Origin of the sequence: Geovibrio thiophilus (genome assembly GCF_004087915.1) — a bacterium.
Taxonomy (GTDB): domain Bacteria; phylum Chrysiogenota; class Deferribacteres; order Deferribacterales; family Geovibrionaceae; genus Geovibrio; species Geovibrio thiophilus.
On record NZ_CP035108.1, the window covers coordinates 2,141,166 to 2,157,848 of the forward strand.

Consider the following 16,683-nt stretch of genomic DNA (forward strand, 5'->3'; position numbering starts at 1 on the left):
TGGCTGAAAGACACTTATGAAAAGCATAAAACATTATATTCTCGCTTCAACTCTTCTGACCGCGTTTCTGGTTTTCGCGGGTGTCTATTTAATCAGCTCCTACTCTTACAATAAGCTTCTTTTGGGTTACGCGGACAAAACCGCGCGCATCATGCTTGAACAGACCTTCAACTCCCTTTACGTGGCAATGGAACGGGGCGCGTCAAGAGAGGAACTCGAATACATTATTGAAAATATCACAAAATCATTCGACAACAACGATATGAGCATTGAAATACACAGAGGCTACGCCGTAAGCGAAATGTTCGGTTATGTCAGACAGAATGAACCGGATAATCTTGTCTCGGAGGCTTTCCGCTCAGGCGTTATACGCACGGTACACACCAGCGACTCACTCACTGAGGTAATGCCCGTAATCGCCGAAAAAAAATGCCTCACCTGTCATGACAATGTAATAGAAGGGGATGTAATGGGGGTTATCAAGACCACCCAGAATTTCTTCTTCCTTCAGGACAAAACAGCGCGCAATATACGCCTCCTGCTGATGTTCATACTCCCTGTGCCGCTGCTGATAGGCGTTATTATATCCTTCTTCGTATCCCGCAGACTTAAGCTTATGCTGGAAAAGCTTCACTCAAGCATAAGCAATATAAACTCGGTGGAGGATCTGAAATCGATCAGCCTCCAGCGCAGCGACTTCAGCCTTATGGAGGTTGCGGCTATAAACGAAGAGATAGAGGAACTGGCGGGCAGGCTCCGCAGCATAGCCACAGACAACGATACGCTCCAGTTTCAGATAAGGCTGATGGAGAGGCTTGTCATTACTGCCGAAGCGATAACCGACTGGGTGGACTACACCAAGAAGCTGCTCCGGAGCGTAAATTCAGTTGTATACTGTCAGGCTCTTTTCGCAGTTTTCAAAACAGACGATACGTACGAATTTTTCATATTCTGGAATCATAACCCCGATACGGAAACCAAAATGGCATTTGAAGAGGCTGTTTACGAAATACCTATGCTGAAAACAATATTCAGTGAAAACCCGCCCTCCATAAAGCACTATGTGGCGGAAATCGGTAAAGACATGATAAGGATGAGCAAGGAAGAGATCACAGCCCAACTCAAAAACATCACCTTCCCCGAAAGACGCATAGGCAACATCACCGGCATAGGCATACAGACCCCGTTTAATGAGGACAAATCCAAATCAATCGTGGTTGACAGCATTCTCACCACTCTCATGAATGTTGTGGGCTCCGTCAAAGCGATCCATCTTTATACTAAGGATGTGGAGTTCTTCGCCACCAGAGACCCTCTGACAAACCTGCACAACCAGCGCATGTTCTGGGATTTGCTGAAGGCGGAAACCAAACGGGCAGAAAGACATAAGTCGTGGTTCTCCCTTGTTGTTCTGGATTTTGACAACTTCAAGCTGATAAACGATGTTTACGGACACGCCTTCGGAGACAAACTATTGCAGAGATTTGCCGAAAAACTCAAAAGCACCAGCAGGGAGGAGGACATTGTGGCACGCTACGGCGGCGATGAATTCACCCTGATACTGCCCGAAGCGGATGAGGAAAACGCTTACACAGTTGTTCAGCGGATCAAAGAAAACCTCGACGCCGTGAATGTTCTCGCTCCGGACGGCAAAAATATAAAGGCAACCACATCCATCGGAATTGCCAGCTATCCTTTCCATGCAGATGAGGACAAAAAGCTCTTCCTCGTCGCCAGCAACATGATGTACAAGGCGAAAAGAGAAGGCAAAAACCGCATCTGCGCCCCGACAGGAGAGGATATTATCAACAGCCTCAAAGAGATGGGGGTTAAAAACCAGATAATTCTCAACGCTATAGAAAACAAAAGCCTTATTCCCTACTTTCAGCCCATCATGTCGCTTACGGACAACAGAGTATCCGTCCATGAGCTTCTCATGCGTATTCCGGTAAACGGACGGATCATGCCCGCGGCTGAGTTTATAGACGATGCCGAAGCGATGGGAGTCATGCACAGAATGGATCTGATGCTTATGGAAAAAGCATTCGCCGAAATCAGGAAAGCGGGTTATGAAGGCTTTCTGTTCATCAATCTTTCCCCGAAGTCTCTTATGATGGTTGAGTTTGAGGCTCAGATACTCGCTCTGGTGGAAACATACGGCATAAACAAATCAAAAATCGTGTTTGAGATAACAGAAAGAGAGACTGTAAAAAACATCTCGCTTCTTGCCCATTTCATTACAAAGCTCAAGAACGAGGGTTTCCTTTTCGCCATAGACGATTTCGGCTCCGGCTTCTCATCCTTCCATTACATCAAGAATTTCCCCATTGATTTCATAAAGATAGAGGGGGATTTCATACGCAACATAATAAATGACGATGTTGATAAAGCTTTCGTTAAAAGTGCGCTGACCCTCGCCGGAGAACTGCGCATACGCACCGTCGCGGAATACGTTGAAAACAGCGCAGTTCTTGAATCACTGAAGGAACTGGGCGTGGATTACGCTCAGGGTTATTTCATAGACAAACCAGCGCCCGCCCTTCTTGACAATAATATATGCAAAACCTTCCTAACCTCTGCGGATACGGAATGAAGCGGCATCGAGAGCTTCGTACAGCGCTTCGGGAAGCTCGCCGGAGTTCCTTTCGGTCTGTCTGAGAGCCTCAGCGAGGGAATCGGCAAGCTGAAGAGTATCCCTGCCGCCGGAAGCGTCCTTCACCATATCAACAAGCCTTTTCGCCACGGAATCCACGCTGTAGTACCCTCTGCCTTTAACAAGATCCTCAAGCCTGTACAGCTCATCGTTGTCGTTATCGCTTCCGAAACCGTACTCATCCTCAAACAGACCTTCATCCATGCCGGAGAGGAGCTCCTCATAGCTGAACCAAGTTTCCGCCATTTCATCAAATATTCTCGCAGCGCCCGCTATGAGCGCCGCCTGTGATTCCTTAAACCCGCTGCCTGTTTTTTCCAGAAGGATTTCCTCAAAATCAAGACCCTCAGCCTTCGTCTCCTTCTGCGGAGCGGAGGAATGCTTGTCCTGATTCAGACCCTTAACAGTCTGATTCAGCCTGATGTCCATCTTTTCACCTCAAATACTGTCCGTAATTTCATCCCGAGGGGAAAGGTTGCGCCGAAATCACCCTCTGGGATCGATCCAATCGGCGATCCGAATCCTGATCTTTAAGAATAATTTACGATCATGCGTTAAAAATGATCATAAGCATTCGTTTAGGCTTTTAATGGAAATAATTTGCAATGTCTGTTGAAAACGGCGTCTAAAAATTATATGGTGGTTTAAGTCAGGGAGGAATGCGATGAATCTTGCAGAAGAACTGAAAAATGTGGAGCTTTTTTCAAAGATCGACATAGCCAAGCTTGAAAAAATCGCCCAGATACTTAAAACCAAAAAGTTCTACAAGGAAGAAACCGTCCTTCATAAAGGGGATGCGGGCACAGAGCTGTGCATTGTTCTCTCCGGCTCATTCCGTGCTGTTCTCATTGACGAAGACGGTGACGAAATACTCCTGCACCGTTTCAGCAAATATGACATTTTCGGTGAATTCAGTCTCATAGACCAGAAAGAGCGTGCCGGAACCATCATCGCCGATGAGGAGTCCAGCCTGTGTAAAATAGGCAGGGAGCCCTTCCTGCGTCTCATGAGGGAAGAACCTGAAGTCGCGATAACCATGCTTCAGATCCTCGTGGGCAGGCTGAGAAAGGCGGATGAACTCATAGAATCTCTGGCGTTTCTCAATGTTAAGGAAAGGATTTTAAAGCAGCTTTTTGACATCGCAAAGGAAAGCGGAGATAAGAACGGAAGCTATATCAGGATAAAAAAGCTTACCCATCAGGAAATAAGCTCTATGATAGGCGCCTCAAGAGAATCCGTGACCAAGTGCATGAAGATCCTTAACCTTGAAGGACACGTGAAAATGAAGGGCGACAACCTTTATCTCAAGGAACCTTCTCATTTTTATTAGGCTTTTCACTGAAATACTGGCAGGGCATGCCGGAAGACCTGAAAACGGAGAGTGAAGGCATAAGCTTTGACTTAAAACCCAATATCCTGCATCCGTGGGGCATATTTTCATCCCATGTCACGTAGTAGCCTTCGCACTTGTAACAGTTTACTCTTTTCATCTTTTTAAAACCTGACCCCTTGTATCTGATTTCAGGGATGTTATATTATCAGTAATTCAAAATAAGTTAAAGAGGTTATAATGTTTGCCGCATACTCCCCCGATATTCTGAAAAACAAAGACAGGCAGATAAAGGAAGCAATAGAAAACGCAAAAAGACTCGCCGGAGAACTCTGCGCTCAGCCTGCTCCCACCTATGACAGCTTCATGAAGCCGCTGGAGAAAGCCGGAGCGGAAATATCAAGGCTGTTCTTCCCCGTGGGGCACTTGAACAGCGTATGCAACAGCAAGGAGACTCAGGAGCTTTACGCCGCCTGCATCCCCCTTCTCAGCGATTATTCCACATGGTTCAGCCAGAATGCGGACATTATGAAGGCTGTGAAAAAAATCGCCGAAGCGGATGACCTCTCCACTTCCAGACGCAAGTCCGTGGAGGACACCCTGCGCAGCTTCAGGCTGGGCGGCGTTGACCTCCCTGCGGATAAAAAACAAAGGGTCAAAGAGATCTCACTCGCGCTCAGCGAACTGGGCAACGCTTTTTTCCAGAACCTTCTGAACGCCACAGCCGCCTATGAGCTTGAAATAATCGATCCGGCAGACATGGAAGGCATTCCCGAAAGCGACCTTGCCGGAATGAAAACCGAAAACGGCTGGAAACTCACTCTCCAGATGCCTGTCTACATAGCATACATGACCCACGGCAGAAACAGAGAAATAAGGGAAAAACTATACAGGGCATACTGCACGAGAGCGCCTGAAAACGGCGAAGTCATAGAGAATACCATGCGCCTCCGTCATGAGCTGGCGCAGCTTACAGGATTTTCCGGCTATGCAGAATATTCCCTCGCCTCCAAAGACGCAGAGAGCCCCGCAGACGTGCTCAAGCTCCTTGAAACTCTCCTTGAGAGAGTGAAAAAACCCGCTGAAAAAGAGATTGAAGAGCTTAAAGCCTTCTTCGGGCAGGAGCTTGAAAGCCATGATCTCATGTTCGCCTCTGAACAGTACAAAAAGCATCTCTACGGCTTTGACGAAGAGCTCTACCGCCCCTATTTTGAGAAAAATAACGTAATAGACGGGATGATCCGTTTTCTGGGAGAGGTGTTCTCACTTAGCTTTGAGAGGGTAGAAGCTCCCGTATGGCACAAAAGCGTTGCTGTTTATGATATTTCCAGAAAAGGACACGGCTTCGCCCGCCTCTACATGGACATGGAGACCCGCAAGGAAAAGCGTGACGGCGCGTGGATGAACGACTGGGTAACCAGACACACGGAAGACGGCAAAATTATCCCCGCCACGGCAGTCATAGCAGCCAACTTTCCCGCCGCCAAGGACGGGCGCCCATCCCTGCTCAGACACAGAGACGTTGTGACGCTTTTCCATGAAATGGGGCATGCTCTGCACCACATATGCAGCGAGGTTGATGAGGCGGACGTAAGCGGTATCAACGGCGTGGAGTGGGATGCGGTCGAGTTTCCCTCACAGTTCCTTGAGCTTTTCGCCTATGAGGAGGATGTGCTCGCCATATTCGCAAGGCATTATCAGACTGGTGAAATTATCCCCGCAGAAATGGTGGATAAACTGAAAGAGGTGCGCAGCTATCATGCGGCGCTTGTAATACTCCGGCAGGTTGAGTTAGGCATGTTCGATATGCTGATACACAGAAAGCCGTGCACAGAAGCAGAGGTTCAGAAGATTCTGGACACAGTGAGAGCAAAAACATCACTCATACAGCAGCCGGCGTACAATAAATTCCAGAACGGCTTCAGCCACATCTTTTCAGGCGGATACGCCGCCGGCTACTACAGCTATAAATGGGCGGAACGCATGAGTGCTGACGCTTTCATGGAGTTCAGAAAGCATGGGATCTTCAACAGGGAGCTGGCGGACAGATATTTCGACATAATTCTGAAAAACGGCGGCAGCCGCAGAGCCATGGAACTCTATAAGGAGTTCATCGGCAGAGAACCCGGAATAGACGCTATGTTGGAATTGGAAGGTATTAAAGCATAAACCGCAAGCAGCGCACCCGACCAAGTGCGGGCAAATAATTTCTTTCAAAAAAGCCTGCTTAACAGTTTCAGTTTGCTGAAAGTAAAAAAACTGAGACTGCCGTGTCGCTAACGCTCCGTTCGCAGTGAAGCAATCTTATTTATCTGCCAAAACAAATTATGAACTTTTCATCAACAACCCCCCACCGATAAGTGTACCGGAGGGGGGTTCAGATATTATAATCTTTTACAGATTCAGTTTAAAGAATAAGCCCTGCAACATTGTAAACGATGATTGATACAACGAACGCAAAAGCTGTGTAGCCGACAAGGGTAAAAGCCGTCCACTTTTTACTTCCCGTCTCCTTGTTTATAACAGCGAGTGTTACGAAGCAGGGTGAGTAAAGCATTGTAAACATGAGGAAAGCAAGAGCCGTGGCAAGTGACCATGACGGGTCGCTCGCAAGCCTTTCAGAAAGAGATCCGGATTCTTCGGCATCAACCTCTCCGAGAGAATACGCAGTACCGAGTGAAGAAACCACAAGCTCTTTCGCCGCTATGCCTGCGATGATGGAGATATTCGTTCTCCAGTCAAAACCGGCAAGCTGTGTAACAGGCTCCATAGCAGTTCCTATTCTGCCCGCATAAGAGCCTCTCAGTTCTTCTGAAAGAGCGGCATTTTCTATTTCGGCTACTGCTGCCGCCTGAGCCTCTTCATCAGTGACAGTGCTTTCAACCTGAGCTATCTGATCTTCGTAGAATGCCGCTCTCTCTTCGCTCATTCCGGGGAATGTCATAAGCGCCCAGAGGATAATTGAAACAGCGAGGATGATAGTTCCCGCCTTTTTCACGTACATCCATGTTTTCTCCCAAGCGTGGAAGAGAAGCCCCTTAAGAGTTGGCAGCCTGTAAGGAGGAAGTTCCATAATGAAAACGGACTGTTCGCCTTTAACGATCGTGAGTCCGAGTACTTTTGCCATAAGAAGAGCAAGCACCCAGCTTCCGAGAGTTATGCCGAGCATCATTCCGCCTTTATTGCCGGGCCAGAAAGCCGCTATGAGAAGAGCATAAACGGGAAGCTTCGCCCCGCATGCCATAAACGGAGTAGTCAGAATGGTCAGAAGCCTTTCTTTGGGGCTTTTGATAGTTCTTGCCGCCATAACGCCGGGGATTGCGCACCCGCCTGCTATACCGCCCGCAACAATGTAGGGAACAACAGAACTGCCCTGAAGACCGAACGCACGGAAGACACGGTCAAGCATGTAGGCGATCCTTGTCATATAGCCTGTGTCTTCAAGAATGGCGATTATAAAGAACATGAACAGAATCAGAGGCGCAAAGCCGAGAACCCCGCCCACTCCGTCTATAACGCCGGAGATAATGAGTGATTTAAGCAGACCCTCGGGAAGAGCCGCATCCGCCACTCCGCCAAGCCAGCCGAAGAGGCTTTCAAGCCAGCCCACCGGAGTTTCACTCGCCCAGAAGGTGAACTCGTAAAGACCGTAAAGCACGGCAAGCATGATAACGGGACCGAGCACCCTGTGGGTGAGCACCTTGTCAGCCTTATCGGAAAGGTAAAGCCTCTCCATCTCGTTCTCTTTTTTAACAACATCTTTCAGAACGGATTTGAGGTAACCGTATCTGTAATCTGCTATGATAATTTCAGGATATGTATCAAGGGTTTTTTTAAGGTGCTTCTCAACTTTTTCAACGATTGCGGTGAGTTTTCCATGAACATCGGTGAAAACCTCACCTTTTTTCATTACTTCCACATCGTTTTCAAGATATTTAAGCGCAACCCATCTTGCAGGGTAGCTTTCAGTGAGGAACGCATTTTCATTTATGAGCGCTTCCATCTCCTCAAGGGCGGGGTCAAGGTCGCTTCCGTAGGAGATTCTGAATTCTTTTCTTTCAGACTTAAACCTGAGCACTCCTTCGAGAAGCTCTTTTTTGCCTACGCCGTCTCTGGCTATGGTTTTGATAACAGGCACGCCGATCTTTTTTGCAAGGAGGTCAGCGTCAATACGGATGTTTCTTTTCTCCGCCATGTCCACCATGTTCAGAGCCAAAACCAGAGGCTTGTCAAGCTCCATAAGCTGAACAGCGAGATAGAGGTTGCGTTCAAGGTTTGAAGCGTCAACAACATCTATTATTATATCGGGGTTTGTTGTGGTGATAAAGTCTCTTGCCACTACCTCTTCAAGAGAGTAAGCGGTGAGAGAGTATGTTCCGGGAAGGTCAGTGAGGATAATCTCGCTTCCGTCGTAATGGACTTTTGCTTCCTTCTTCTCAACCGTAACTCCGGGATAGTTCGCCACTTTATAGTGCGTACCGGCGATAAGGTTGAAAAGGGTTGTTTTACCGCTGTTGGGGTTGCCCGCCAAAACTGCTTTCAATGCTGACATCTTATCACCCCTTTACTTCAACGTAGATATTGTCCGCTTCGCTGTTGCGGAGTGTAACCACAGTGTCGTTAACTTTCAGCGCAACCGGATCATACAGGGGCGCTCTGCCTGTAACAAAAACTTCCGCACCCACAGAAATGCCTATGTCCCGGATACGGCGGCAAACCTCGCCTTCACAGTTTATTCTGATTACTGTGCCCTTCTGATTAACCTTCATATTTCTTAGTAAGACTTCCAAATTAACCTCCTCCAATTTTACTTAGAGTACCTGCATATATTATGTATCCTAAAATTAATTAGCGGTATATAACTATGTTCCTAGTATGTCAATAGGGAAAATTCTGTTGAAATAAACTATCAATTTATTCTCTGAAATGATTCGGAACCCTAGTTCCTGACATATATCCTTTTTTTTCATCAGTTGAATTTTTTTCCAGATGGGTAAATAAGAAATAAACAAAAAACATGTTGCAGATTTTAAACTTATATACTAGACACTAATTTTATTAAAACCATCTAACAGATGAAAATAAAATCAGGTGAAGCATGCCGGAAACGAAAATTCTGAAATTGTCTGAAATGAAGACAAACGAAAAAGCACGCATAAAAAGCTACAGCGCCAAAGGACTTCTGAAGCAAAAGCTTTACAATATGGGGTTTATCCCGGGCTCGGAAATACTCATGGTACGCACAGCCCCCCTGATGGATCCAATTGAGGTTATGGTTCAGAATTACTTTGTAACCATAAGAAGAACTGAGGCAAAAATAATAGAAGTGGAACTGATATGATAAAAATTGCGCTGGCAGGGCAGCCCAACTGCGGTAAATCCACAATATTCACCATGCTCAGCGGAGTAAACCAGCACATAGCAAACTACCCCGGCGTGACAGTGGATAAAAAAACGGCGCACTTAAGTCATTCCGGGGAAAAAATTGAGATTGTTGACCTTCCCGGTACATACTCCTTCAGCTCATTTTCTCTTGAAGAACGGGTTGCGAAGGATTACCTGATAAATGAGAATCCTGACCTGATCATTAATGTAATCGACGCCTCAAATATAAAGCGCAGCCTGTATCTCACCTTCCAGCTTCTGGAACTCGGAAAACCGGTTGTCATAATCCTCAATATGATGGACGTGGCTAAGAGGCGCGGACTTGAAATTGATGTTCAGAAGTTTTCCGAACTTCTAAAGGTTCGTGTGGTTGAGGCTGTTGGTTCCAGAAACATCGGCAAAAAGGAAATTCTGTCCTCCATAACCGAAGCGCACAAACATAAGGCAACAGGCTTTGAAATCAACTATGAAGAACTTGAACCCTACATAGCCCGTTATACGGAAAAAATCAAAATATCTTCCGAAATTTCTCCAAGATGGTTCGCCATTAAAGCTCTCGAAGCGGATGAGGCAGTTCTGAGTAAAGCAGGCATAACCAAAGAGGACATGGATGAGGAATACAGAAGAATACATTCGGAACACCAGATAGATATAGATTCATTCCTTGCGTCGGTAAGATACCAGAGCGCAGACTATCTCTACCATAAATGCGTGAAGGAAACCTCAGAAAAGAGAGAGACCTTCACATCCAGAGCCGACAGGGTAATACTCAACAGATGGCTCGCGTTCCCATTTCTGGCGGGTGTCATTTATCTGGTTTACCAGCTTTCCATAGTCTTAGGCTACAAGCTCACTAATTACACATGGCCTTATCTTGCCATGCTGAAAAATTTTATCATATCTGTTCTGCCGGAACCTCAATTCACTGATGTTCCCATACTCACCGATTTCGGAATCTGGATGACGAACAGTGCTCTGGCGCTCCTGAACTATGTGCCTATCTTCCTCATCCTCTTTGCGCTGATCGCAATCATTGAGGACATAGGCTACATGCCCCGCATAGCCTTCATACTGGACAGGGTTTTTAAGCGGTACGGGCTCCACGGTCAGTCCACACTTCCCCTTGTTCTCGGCGGCGCTTTTGTGGGCGGCTGCGCTGTTCCCGGGGTAATGGCGACAAAGGGCATAGCGGATGAAAGGGCAAGGCTTGCCACTATCCTCACTGTTCCTTATATGAACTGCCTTGCGAAGGTTCCGTTCTACGCCCTTCTGCTGGGAGCATTCTTTGAAGGACAGATGACAGTCATGATGTTCTTCATCTCCACGGTGACAATCTTCATAGCCCTCAGCGTGGCGAGACTAATAACCCTTACCTTCCTCAAAAACAGAGAGACGGCGCCCTTCGTCATGGAGCTTCCTCCCTACCATCTGCCCACAATAAAGGGTGTTGTGCTGAGAGCATTTCAAAGGGTATGGGTGTACATCAAAAAAGTGGGCAGCATAGTTCTTGCCGTGGCTGTTGTGCTGTTTATGCTGCTTCAGTTTCCGGGTGTATCAGCCGACAAGCAGGCAGAGATTCGGAAGCGAACGGACGCTGCTGTCTTAAAATTTTACATAACGGCGGAAGCGACACAGTATCACGGAATACTTAAAGAAAATGAGACTGTTTATAAGCTCATAAATATCTATAACACGTACAGGGCGCAGAAAATGACAGCCTCATCCTCTGCGGCAGCGGAAAGAATAGACGCTGCATTACAGGCTGAATATCCGGAGCTGGCAGGATTTATTATCCCTGAAAATGATGAACAGAAATTAATCAACAGAGAAATCAGAACCATCTCCCGCACCGGACAGACACTGCTGAATGATATGAAATCCGAAAAAATCAGGAACTCATTCCTCGGGATGTTCGGTCGTTCTCTTGAACCGATAACTCAGTTTGCTGGATTCGATTGGAGGGTCAACGTGGCTTTCCTCAGTTCATTCGCGGCGAGAGAAAGCGCTGTAGCCACACTCGGCTCCATATACGAAACAGGCAAAACAGACCAGAGGGCAGAGGAAGCAATATCCGAAGACGGTCTCTACACTCCGCTCCACGCAGTCGCCATGCTGATCTTCATGATACTTACTCCGCCGTGTATTGCCACAATGATTGTGGTGCGCATACAGACAGGCTCTTACGGATGGATGATGTTCGCCATATTCTTCCCTATGATTCTCGGGGTAGTCATGGCTTCCGTATTTTTTAAAATAGGCACGGCTTTCAATTTAACCGGTCTCCAGACAATGCTGGTATTTTATGTTTCTATGGCGGTAACTGCTGTCGCCGCTGGGTTGTTCAAGGGCAGTTCTGTCAATTGGAAAGGCGGTTACCTGAAATAACGCTCATTAAGCCCGGAAACGGGCAAAAATAAAAAGAGGTGGATTCATGAAAAAGTTAATCATCGTGCTTGCGGTAGTTCTCACCGCGTCTATGGCATTCGCGCACACTGCGCTTATGGCTTGCTTCACTGAAGGCGAAGGAAAAGTAACATGCGAAGGCGGATTCAGCGACGGAAGCAGCGCCGCAGGTACAAAGTTCCGTGTTGAGCAAAACGGCAAAACGGTTTTTGAAGGCAAGTTTGATCAGAACAGCGAAGTAACCTTTGCAAAACCCGCAGGCGAATATCAGACTGTGCTTGACGCTGGTGACGGTCACAAAGTTATCGTGAAAAGCAAGGACATCAATTAGACAGTGCTTCTGCCTGCATCCTGCGGCATAAGCACACACGCTCGCGCCGTGATGAACACGGCTTCGCTTCGCACGGCGCGGCATACATCCCTGTATGCAGGATGAACAATTAGACAGTGCTTCTGCCTGCATCCTGCGGCATAAGCACACACGCTCGCGCCGTGATGAACACGGCTTCGCTTCGCACGGCGCGGCATACATCCCTGTATGCAGGATGAACAACCAGACAGTGCTTCTGCCTGCATCCTGCGGCATAAGCACACACGCTCGCGCCGTGATGAACACGGCTTCGCTTCGCACGGCGCGGCATACATCCCTGTATGCAGGATGAACAACCAGACAGTGCTTCTGCCTGCATCCTGCGGCATAAGCACACACGCTCGCGCCGTGATGAACACGGCTTCGCTTCGCACGGCGCGGCATACATCCCTGTATGCAGGATGAACAACCAGACAGTGCTTCTGCCTGCATCATGCGGCATAAGCACACACGTTTTCAGGTCATCCTGAACCCGCAGGGGTGAAGGATCTCAATCGGAAAAAGCGTATTAAACTGTTATTGGTTCTGAGATTCTTCACTCTGTTCAGAGTGATTCATGGCTGGAAGTAAATGAGTACAAAACAGGCGGGGGCATGCCCCGCCTTTTGCATTTCTGAAAGTTTGAAATATCTTAGAACTTAACTTCGGTACTGGATTCCCACAGACCGTGGATATTACAGTAGCTTACAGCTATAAGCGTACCGGGAGCGTTCAGTTTAACCTTTGCCGTACCGAAAGGATCAGTGTATGCGGGTCCCTGATTGGCGCCTTTTGTGGATTCGCCGTGAGCTAAAAATTCAAATTTGGCAAGCTGGGTAACAGGACCTTCACCTTCGCCTTTGAAGTAAAGGGCTATCCAGTTGATGAAGTGCTCGGTTGTGTTGGGGTGGGGAATTTCTTTGCCCACGGAAACCGTAACGAAGAAAGGCTCACCGGCTTTAATACCCGCCGGAAGTTCGATAACCGGAACGTGTTTTTCGCTTTTGAAGTCTGCGCTTTTAACAAATTGTCCTATTGCCATTTTGCTGCCTCCTTGTAATTTATACACTTTAGTAAGTATACCACTTAAACTTTATACAGCCATCCTATCCCGCAATGAATATTTTTGCAAGATATTAATACTAATTTAATCCTGTTTTCTATCTATTTTATAACAAAGTACTTCGCATGGCGGTTATGAACCACGATTGCGCTTGTGGTAAATTCCGGAACCATCTCTCCGTTCTCCGTAACGTGTATACCAAGCATGTCGGCATTCAGCATATCCGCCATTACGGCGTTTCCGTCCAGATCCGGGCAGGCGGGATAACCGAAGCTGTACCTGCGCCCCTGATACTTCATGGAGATTATGCCGTCCGGCGTTCTGGCGTCCGTTCCGTCTATGCCCATCTCTTTTCTCATTACCTTGTGCCAGTATTCCGCCAGCGCCTCGGTGAACTCGGTGAAAAGCCCGTGGTACATGAAATATTTCTTATAGTCTCCAGCAGCATACAGTTTAGCAGAGAACTCCTCGGGCTTTTTACCTATGGTGACAAGACTCAGACCCACAACATCAAATCCCTCTTCCTTCGGCAGAAAATAGTCCGCAAGGCAGAGCTTTGCGCCCTTAGACTGACGGGGGAAGAGAAAGCGTGTTTTCTCGGTCTTCCTGTCCGCCTCATATATCACCAGACAATCTCCGTCCGCATGGCACGGGAAATACCCGTAAGATACGGCAGGGTTCAGAAGCCCCTTCGCAAGAGCGTTTTTGTAAATTTCCCTGTATTCCGGCAGGGCGGTTTCCATTATGAGGCGATCGAACTCCTCTTCTGTCATCCCCTTCTTTTTATATGACCATCTGTTGGTGAAAAGGGTCGTTTTATTCAGGTATTTTTCCGGTTCGCCGGGGTCTATGTCGAAGATAATTTTGCTGCCGTAAAAAGGTACGGACGGGATTTCGCCGAAGGTTATGGGTTCCGCCTGCTCCTCAACAGAATCAGCGCCGGTTTTCGTTTTAACGGGCTTAACAGCTTTCTTCGCTTCTGTTCTGCCGTCCAGAACCTTGAGGGCGTCAAATGCGTCACGGCAGTAAAAAACATGACCGGGCATTATAGTGTCGCACTCGCCGATGACGAAGCCCTCAGTAAGTGCCGCTCCGCCGAGGAGCACCTTCTGTTCAAGCCCGTGCTTTTTCAACTCTTCTATGTTTTCCTTCATTATCACAGTGGATTTCACCAGAAGCCCGCTCATTCCTATCGCGTCGGCGCCCACCTCAACAGCCTTTCTTATCATCTCCTCCACAGGAACCTTGATGCCTAGGTTGTAGACAGTGAAGCCGTTGTTGGAAAGTATTATGTCCACAAGGTTTTTGCCAATGTCGTGAACATCGCCTTTAACCGTTGCGAGAACAATTTTCCCTTTGGATTCTGTTTCATTCTTCTCCATGAAGGGTTCGAGGATTTTCACGCCCTCCTTCATGACCTCTGCGGACTGGAGAACAAACGGCAGGAGCATTTTTCCGCTGCCGAAAAGTTCGCCCACCTCCTGCATAGCGGGAAGCATGAGACTGTTGATTATATCAATCGCCCTGCGCTCCTTCATGATGGCATCCAGCACTTCCTTCAGCCCCTTCTTCTCCCCGCGGAGAATCATCCGGGCTATTTTCTCTGACGGAGCAAGGCTTGCGTCCGCCTGTTCGTCCCGCACCGCTGTTCTGTCCTGAAAATGATTTATGAAGGATGTGAGGGCGCCTTCCCTGCCGCGGATAAGGTCTAAGCTCAGCTTCATGTCCTCATCGTTTATCATGGCGGGAGGAAGAATCTTGCCCGCATGTACGATAGCCATATCAAGCCCCGCCTTCACCGCCTCATGGAGGAAGACGGAGTTGAGGACGGGTCTGCTCAGAGCGGAGAGACCGAAGGAAACGTTGCTGAGCCCCAGAACGGTTTTAGCGCCCTTGAGCCTTTCCTTTATCATCCTGATGGCGTTCAGTGTTTCAACCGCCGCCATTTTCAGGGTTTCATCCCCGCTGCCGATGGAGAATGTCAGCGGGTCGATTATTATGTCCTCAGGCGGAAGACCGTATTCGCCGCTCCATATATTATACAGTCTCTCGGCGATTGCGAACTTCTCCGCCGCCGTCATTGCCATGCCTTTTTCGTCTATGGTAAGGGCTATGGACGCCGCGGGGAATCTCTTTATCATTCTGAGGATCGTGTGCAGCTTTTCGCCGCCGTCCTCGAAGTTTACGGAGTTGATGATAGGTTTTCCGCCGCAGAGCTTAAGCGCCTTTTCAATCACCGGAGGCTCTGTGGAGTCGATCACAAGAGGGACGGTGAGGGTCTTATTAAGCTCAAAGATAAACCTGCCCATGTCCTGAGCCTCGTTTCTTCCGGCGTAAGCCACGCATGCGTCAATGAAATGAGCGCCTTCGCCCTCCTGATTTCTCGCGACTGCCAGCATGCCGTCCGTATCTCCTGCGAGCAGCAGCTCACGGAAAGCCTTGCTGCCGTTGGAGTTAGCCCTTTCTCCTATAAGCGAAGGAGCGGGGTTCTGGCTCAGGGGCATAGTTGTATAAAGACTGGCGCAGACGCCGATGTAGGGTTTTCTGACCAATTCCCTGCGTTTTTTATTATTTATCACTGTACGGAGTGCTTTTATGTGGGCGGGAGTCGTTCCGCAGCATCCGCCGACTATGTTGACGGGGTATTTGTCCATCAGCTCACCGACAATTGCCGCGAGCTTTTCCGGAGTCATGCTGTAAACAGTTTTACCCCCTATGTTTTCCGGCAGACCTGCGTTTGGGATGCAGGATATGTCGCCGTTCCAGTTTTCTGTTATTGTTTTCACGGGACCGAACATCATGTCAGGACCTGTGGCGCAGTTAAGCCCTGCCGAGTGGACCGGATAGCCGCTGAGCACGGTGCACACGGCGGAAAGGTCTGTTCCCATGAGCATGCTGCCTGTGCTTTCAACAGTCACGGATACCATCACGGGAAGATCCGCCCCGGCTTCACTGAGTGCGTCAAAAGCGCCCAGCAGTGCCGCCTTAACCTGAAGCAGATCCTGACAGGTTTCAATAATCAGCAGGTCAACCCCGCCCTGTATGAGGCTTTTCGTCTGCCGCAGATACATCAGCTGCATATCGTCAAAGGAGATCTGCCCAAGACTTGGCAGCCGCGTTCCGGGACCGATGGAGCCCGCGGCGAATCTGCCGTACTCCCTTGCCGCCTTTACCGCAATCTGAGCGCCTTTGAGGTTCAGCTCGTCCACCATGTCCTCAAGCCCGTACTCACGCATTACCAGCTCGGTTCCGCCGAAGGTGTTCGTTTCCACAACGTCCGCCCCTGCTTCCAGATAGCTCCTGTGGATGGATTCTATGATATGCGGTGCCGCTATATTAAGCCACTCGCTGCATCCGCCCTTTCCCTGCCATATATCTTCGCCGATTTCAAAGTTCTGTATGGATGTGCCCATGGCACCGTCAAAAAGAACTATATTTTCCGAGGCGAATTTTCTGAACATAACTACTCCTTGGCATATCCGCGCGCTTTTAATTAAGGG

The 16,683-nt window shown here is 48.3% G+C and carries 12 protein-coding genes; 6 read left to right on the forward strand and 6 right to left on the reverse strand.

Going from position 1 to position 16,683, the window contains the following annotated elements:
* Positions 1-16 precede the first annotated feature (16 nt).
* The gene (locus EP073_RS10040) at positions 17-2,593 is read left to right on the forward strand and encodes a putative bifunctional diguanylate cyclase/phosphodiesterase (RefSeq protein WP_128467016.1); all 2,577 of its coding nucleotides are present in this window, start codon (positions 17-19) and stop codon (positions 2,591-2,593) included.
* Here EP073_RS10040 and EP073_RS10045 read toward each other — a convergent pair.
* Positions 2,570-3,082: a hypothetical protein gene (locus EP073_RS10045; protein ID WP_128467017.1), complete on the reverse strand. Its 513-nt coding sequence runs from the start codon at positions 3,080-3,082 to the stop codon at positions 2,570-2,572. The genes EP073_RS10040 and EP073_RS10045 overlap by 24 nt on opposite strands.
* A gap of 235 nt (positions 3,083-3,317) precedes the next feature.
* Between EP073_RS10045 and EP073_RS10050 the strand changes: the two genes are divergently transcribed.
* Entirely contained in the window at positions 3,318-3,983 is a 666-nt protein-coding gene (locus tag EP073_RS10050) for a Crp/Fnr family transcriptional regulator (protein WP_128467018.1), read from the forward strand.
* Here EP073_RS10050 and EP073_RS10055 read toward each other — a convergent pair.
* Positions 3,958-4,143: a uracil-DNA glycosylase gene (locus EP073_RS10055; RefSeq protein ID WP_128467019.1), complete on the reverse strand. Its 186-nt coding sequence runs from the start codon at positions 4,141-4,143 to the stop codon at positions 3,958-3,960. The genes EP073_RS10050 and EP073_RS10055 overlap by 26 nt on opposite strands.
* Before the next feature lie 80 nt (positions 4,144-4,223).
* Here EP073_RS10055 and EP073_RS10060 point away from each other — a divergent pair, with 80 nt between their 5' ends.
* The gene (locus EP073_RS10060) at positions 4,224-6,152 is read left to right on the forward strand and encodes a M3 family metallopeptidase (RefSeq protein ID WP_128467020.1); all 1,929 of its coding nucleotides are present in this window, start codon (positions 4,224-4,226) and stop codon (positions 6,150-6,152) included.
* A gap of 238 nt (positions 6,153-6,390) precedes the next feature.
* Here the strand turns inward: EP073_RS10060 and feoB (EP073_RS10065) are convergent, their stop codons facing one another.
* Positions 6,391-8,535, reverse strand: coding sequence for a ferrous iron transport protein B (feoB, locus tag EP073_RS10065; RefSeq protein WP_128467021.1), 2,145 nt, complete (start codon positions 8,533-8,535; stop codon positions 6,391-6,393).
* Between the two features lie 4 nt (positions 8,536-8,539).
* Positions 8,540-8,773 carry a FeoA family protein gene (locus EP073_RS10070; protein ID WP_128467022.1) on the reverse strand — a complete coding sequence of 78 codons (234 nt, stop codon included), beginning with the start codon at positions 8,771-8,773 and terminating at the stop codon, positions 8,540-8,542.
* A 308-nt stretch (positions 8,774-9,081) separates the two neighbouring features.
* On the opposite strand from EP073_RS10070, the gene EP073_RS10075 reads away from it, so the two are divergent.
* Genes EP073_RS10075 through EP073_RS10085 form a run of 3 tightly spaced genes read left to right on the forward strand, consistent with a single transcriptional unit; the run spans position 9,082 to position 12,102 of the window.
* On the forward strand, positions 9,082-9,324 hold the full coding sequence (locus tag EP073_RS10075; protein ID WP_128467023.1) for a FeoA family protein: 243 nt from the start codon (positions 9,082-9,084) through the stop codon (positions 9,322-9,324).
* The gene (feoB, locus tag EP073_RS10080; protein WP_128467024.1) at positions 9,321-11,753 is read left to right on the forward strand and encodes a ferrous iron transport protein B; all 2,433 of its coding nucleotides are present in this window, start codon (positions 9,321-9,323) and stop codon (positions 11,751-11,753) included. Before EP073_RS10075 ends, feoB (EP073_RS10080) begins: the two co-directional genes overlap by 4 nt.
* 46 nt (positions 11,754-11,799) lie before the next feature.
* Positions 11,800-12,102 (forward strand): hypothetical protein, encoded by a 303-nt coding sequence (locus EP073_RS10085; protein WP_128467025.1) that lies wholly within the window; start codon positions 11,800-11,802, stop codon positions 12,100-12,102.
* Positions 12,103-12,772: 670 nt separating this feature from the next.
* Here the strand turns inward: EP073_RS10085 and EP073_RS10090 are convergent.
* A complete protein-coding gene (locus EP073_RS10090; protein ID WP_128467026.1) occupies positions 12,773-13,162 on the reverse strand; it encodes a class II SORL domain-containing protein in 390 nt (129 codons plus the stop codon).
* 122 nt (positions 13,163-13,284) lie between these two features.
* Positions 13,285-16,644, reverse strand: a complete 3,360-nt coding sequence (metH, locus tag EP073_RS10095) for a methionine synthase (RefSeq protein ID WP_128467027.1) — start codon at positions 16,642-16,644, stop codon at positions 13,285-13,287.
* Between the last annotated feature and the right edge of the window lie 39 nt (positions 16,645-16,683).

Bases quoted from the DNA above. Each gene is read 5' to 3' on its own strand.
- EP073_RS10040 (WP_128467016.1), top strand. From the start codon at position 17: ATGAAAAGCATAAAACATTATATTCTCGCTTCAACTCTTCTGACCGCG.
- EP073_RS10045 (WP_128467017.1), bottom strand. From the start codon at position 3,082: ATGGACATCAGGCTGAATCAGACTGTTAAGGGTCTGAATCAGGACAAG.
- EP073_RS10050 (WP_128467018.1), top strand. From the start codon at position 3,318: ATGAATCTTGCAGAAGAACTGAAAAATGTGGAGCTTTTTTCAAAGATC.
- EP073_RS10055 (WP_128467019.1), bottom strand. From the start codon at position 4,143: ATGAAAAGAGTAAACTGTTACAAGTGCGAAGGCTACTACGTGACATGG.
- EP073_RS10060 (WP_128467020.1), top strand. From the start codon at position 4,224: ATGTTTGCCGCATACTCCCCCGATATTCTGAAAAACAAAGACAGGCAG.
- feoB (WP_128467021.1), bottom strand. From the start codon at position 8,535: ATGTCAGCATTGAAAGCAGTTTTGGCGGGCAACCCCAACAGCGGTAAA.
- EP073_RS10075 (WP_128467023.1), top strand. From the start codon at position 9,082: ATGCCGGAAACGAAAATTCTGAAATTGTCTGAAATGAAGACAAACGAA.
- feoB (WP_128467024.1), top strand. From the start codon at position 9,321: ATGATAAAAATTGCGCTGGCAGGGCAGCCCAACTGCGGTAAATCCACA.
- EP073_RS10085 (WP_128467025.1), top strand. From the start codon at position 11,800: ATGAAAAAGTTAATCATCGTGCTTGCGGTAGTTCTCACCGCGTCTATG.
- EP073_RS10090 (WP_128467026.1), bottom strand. From the start codon at position 13,162: ATGGCAATAGGACAATTTGTTAAAAGCGCAGACTTCAAAAGCGAAAAA.
- metH (WP_128467027.1), bottom strand. From the start codon at position 16,644: ATGTTCAGAAAATTCGCCTCGGAAAATATAGTTCTTTTTGACGGTGCC.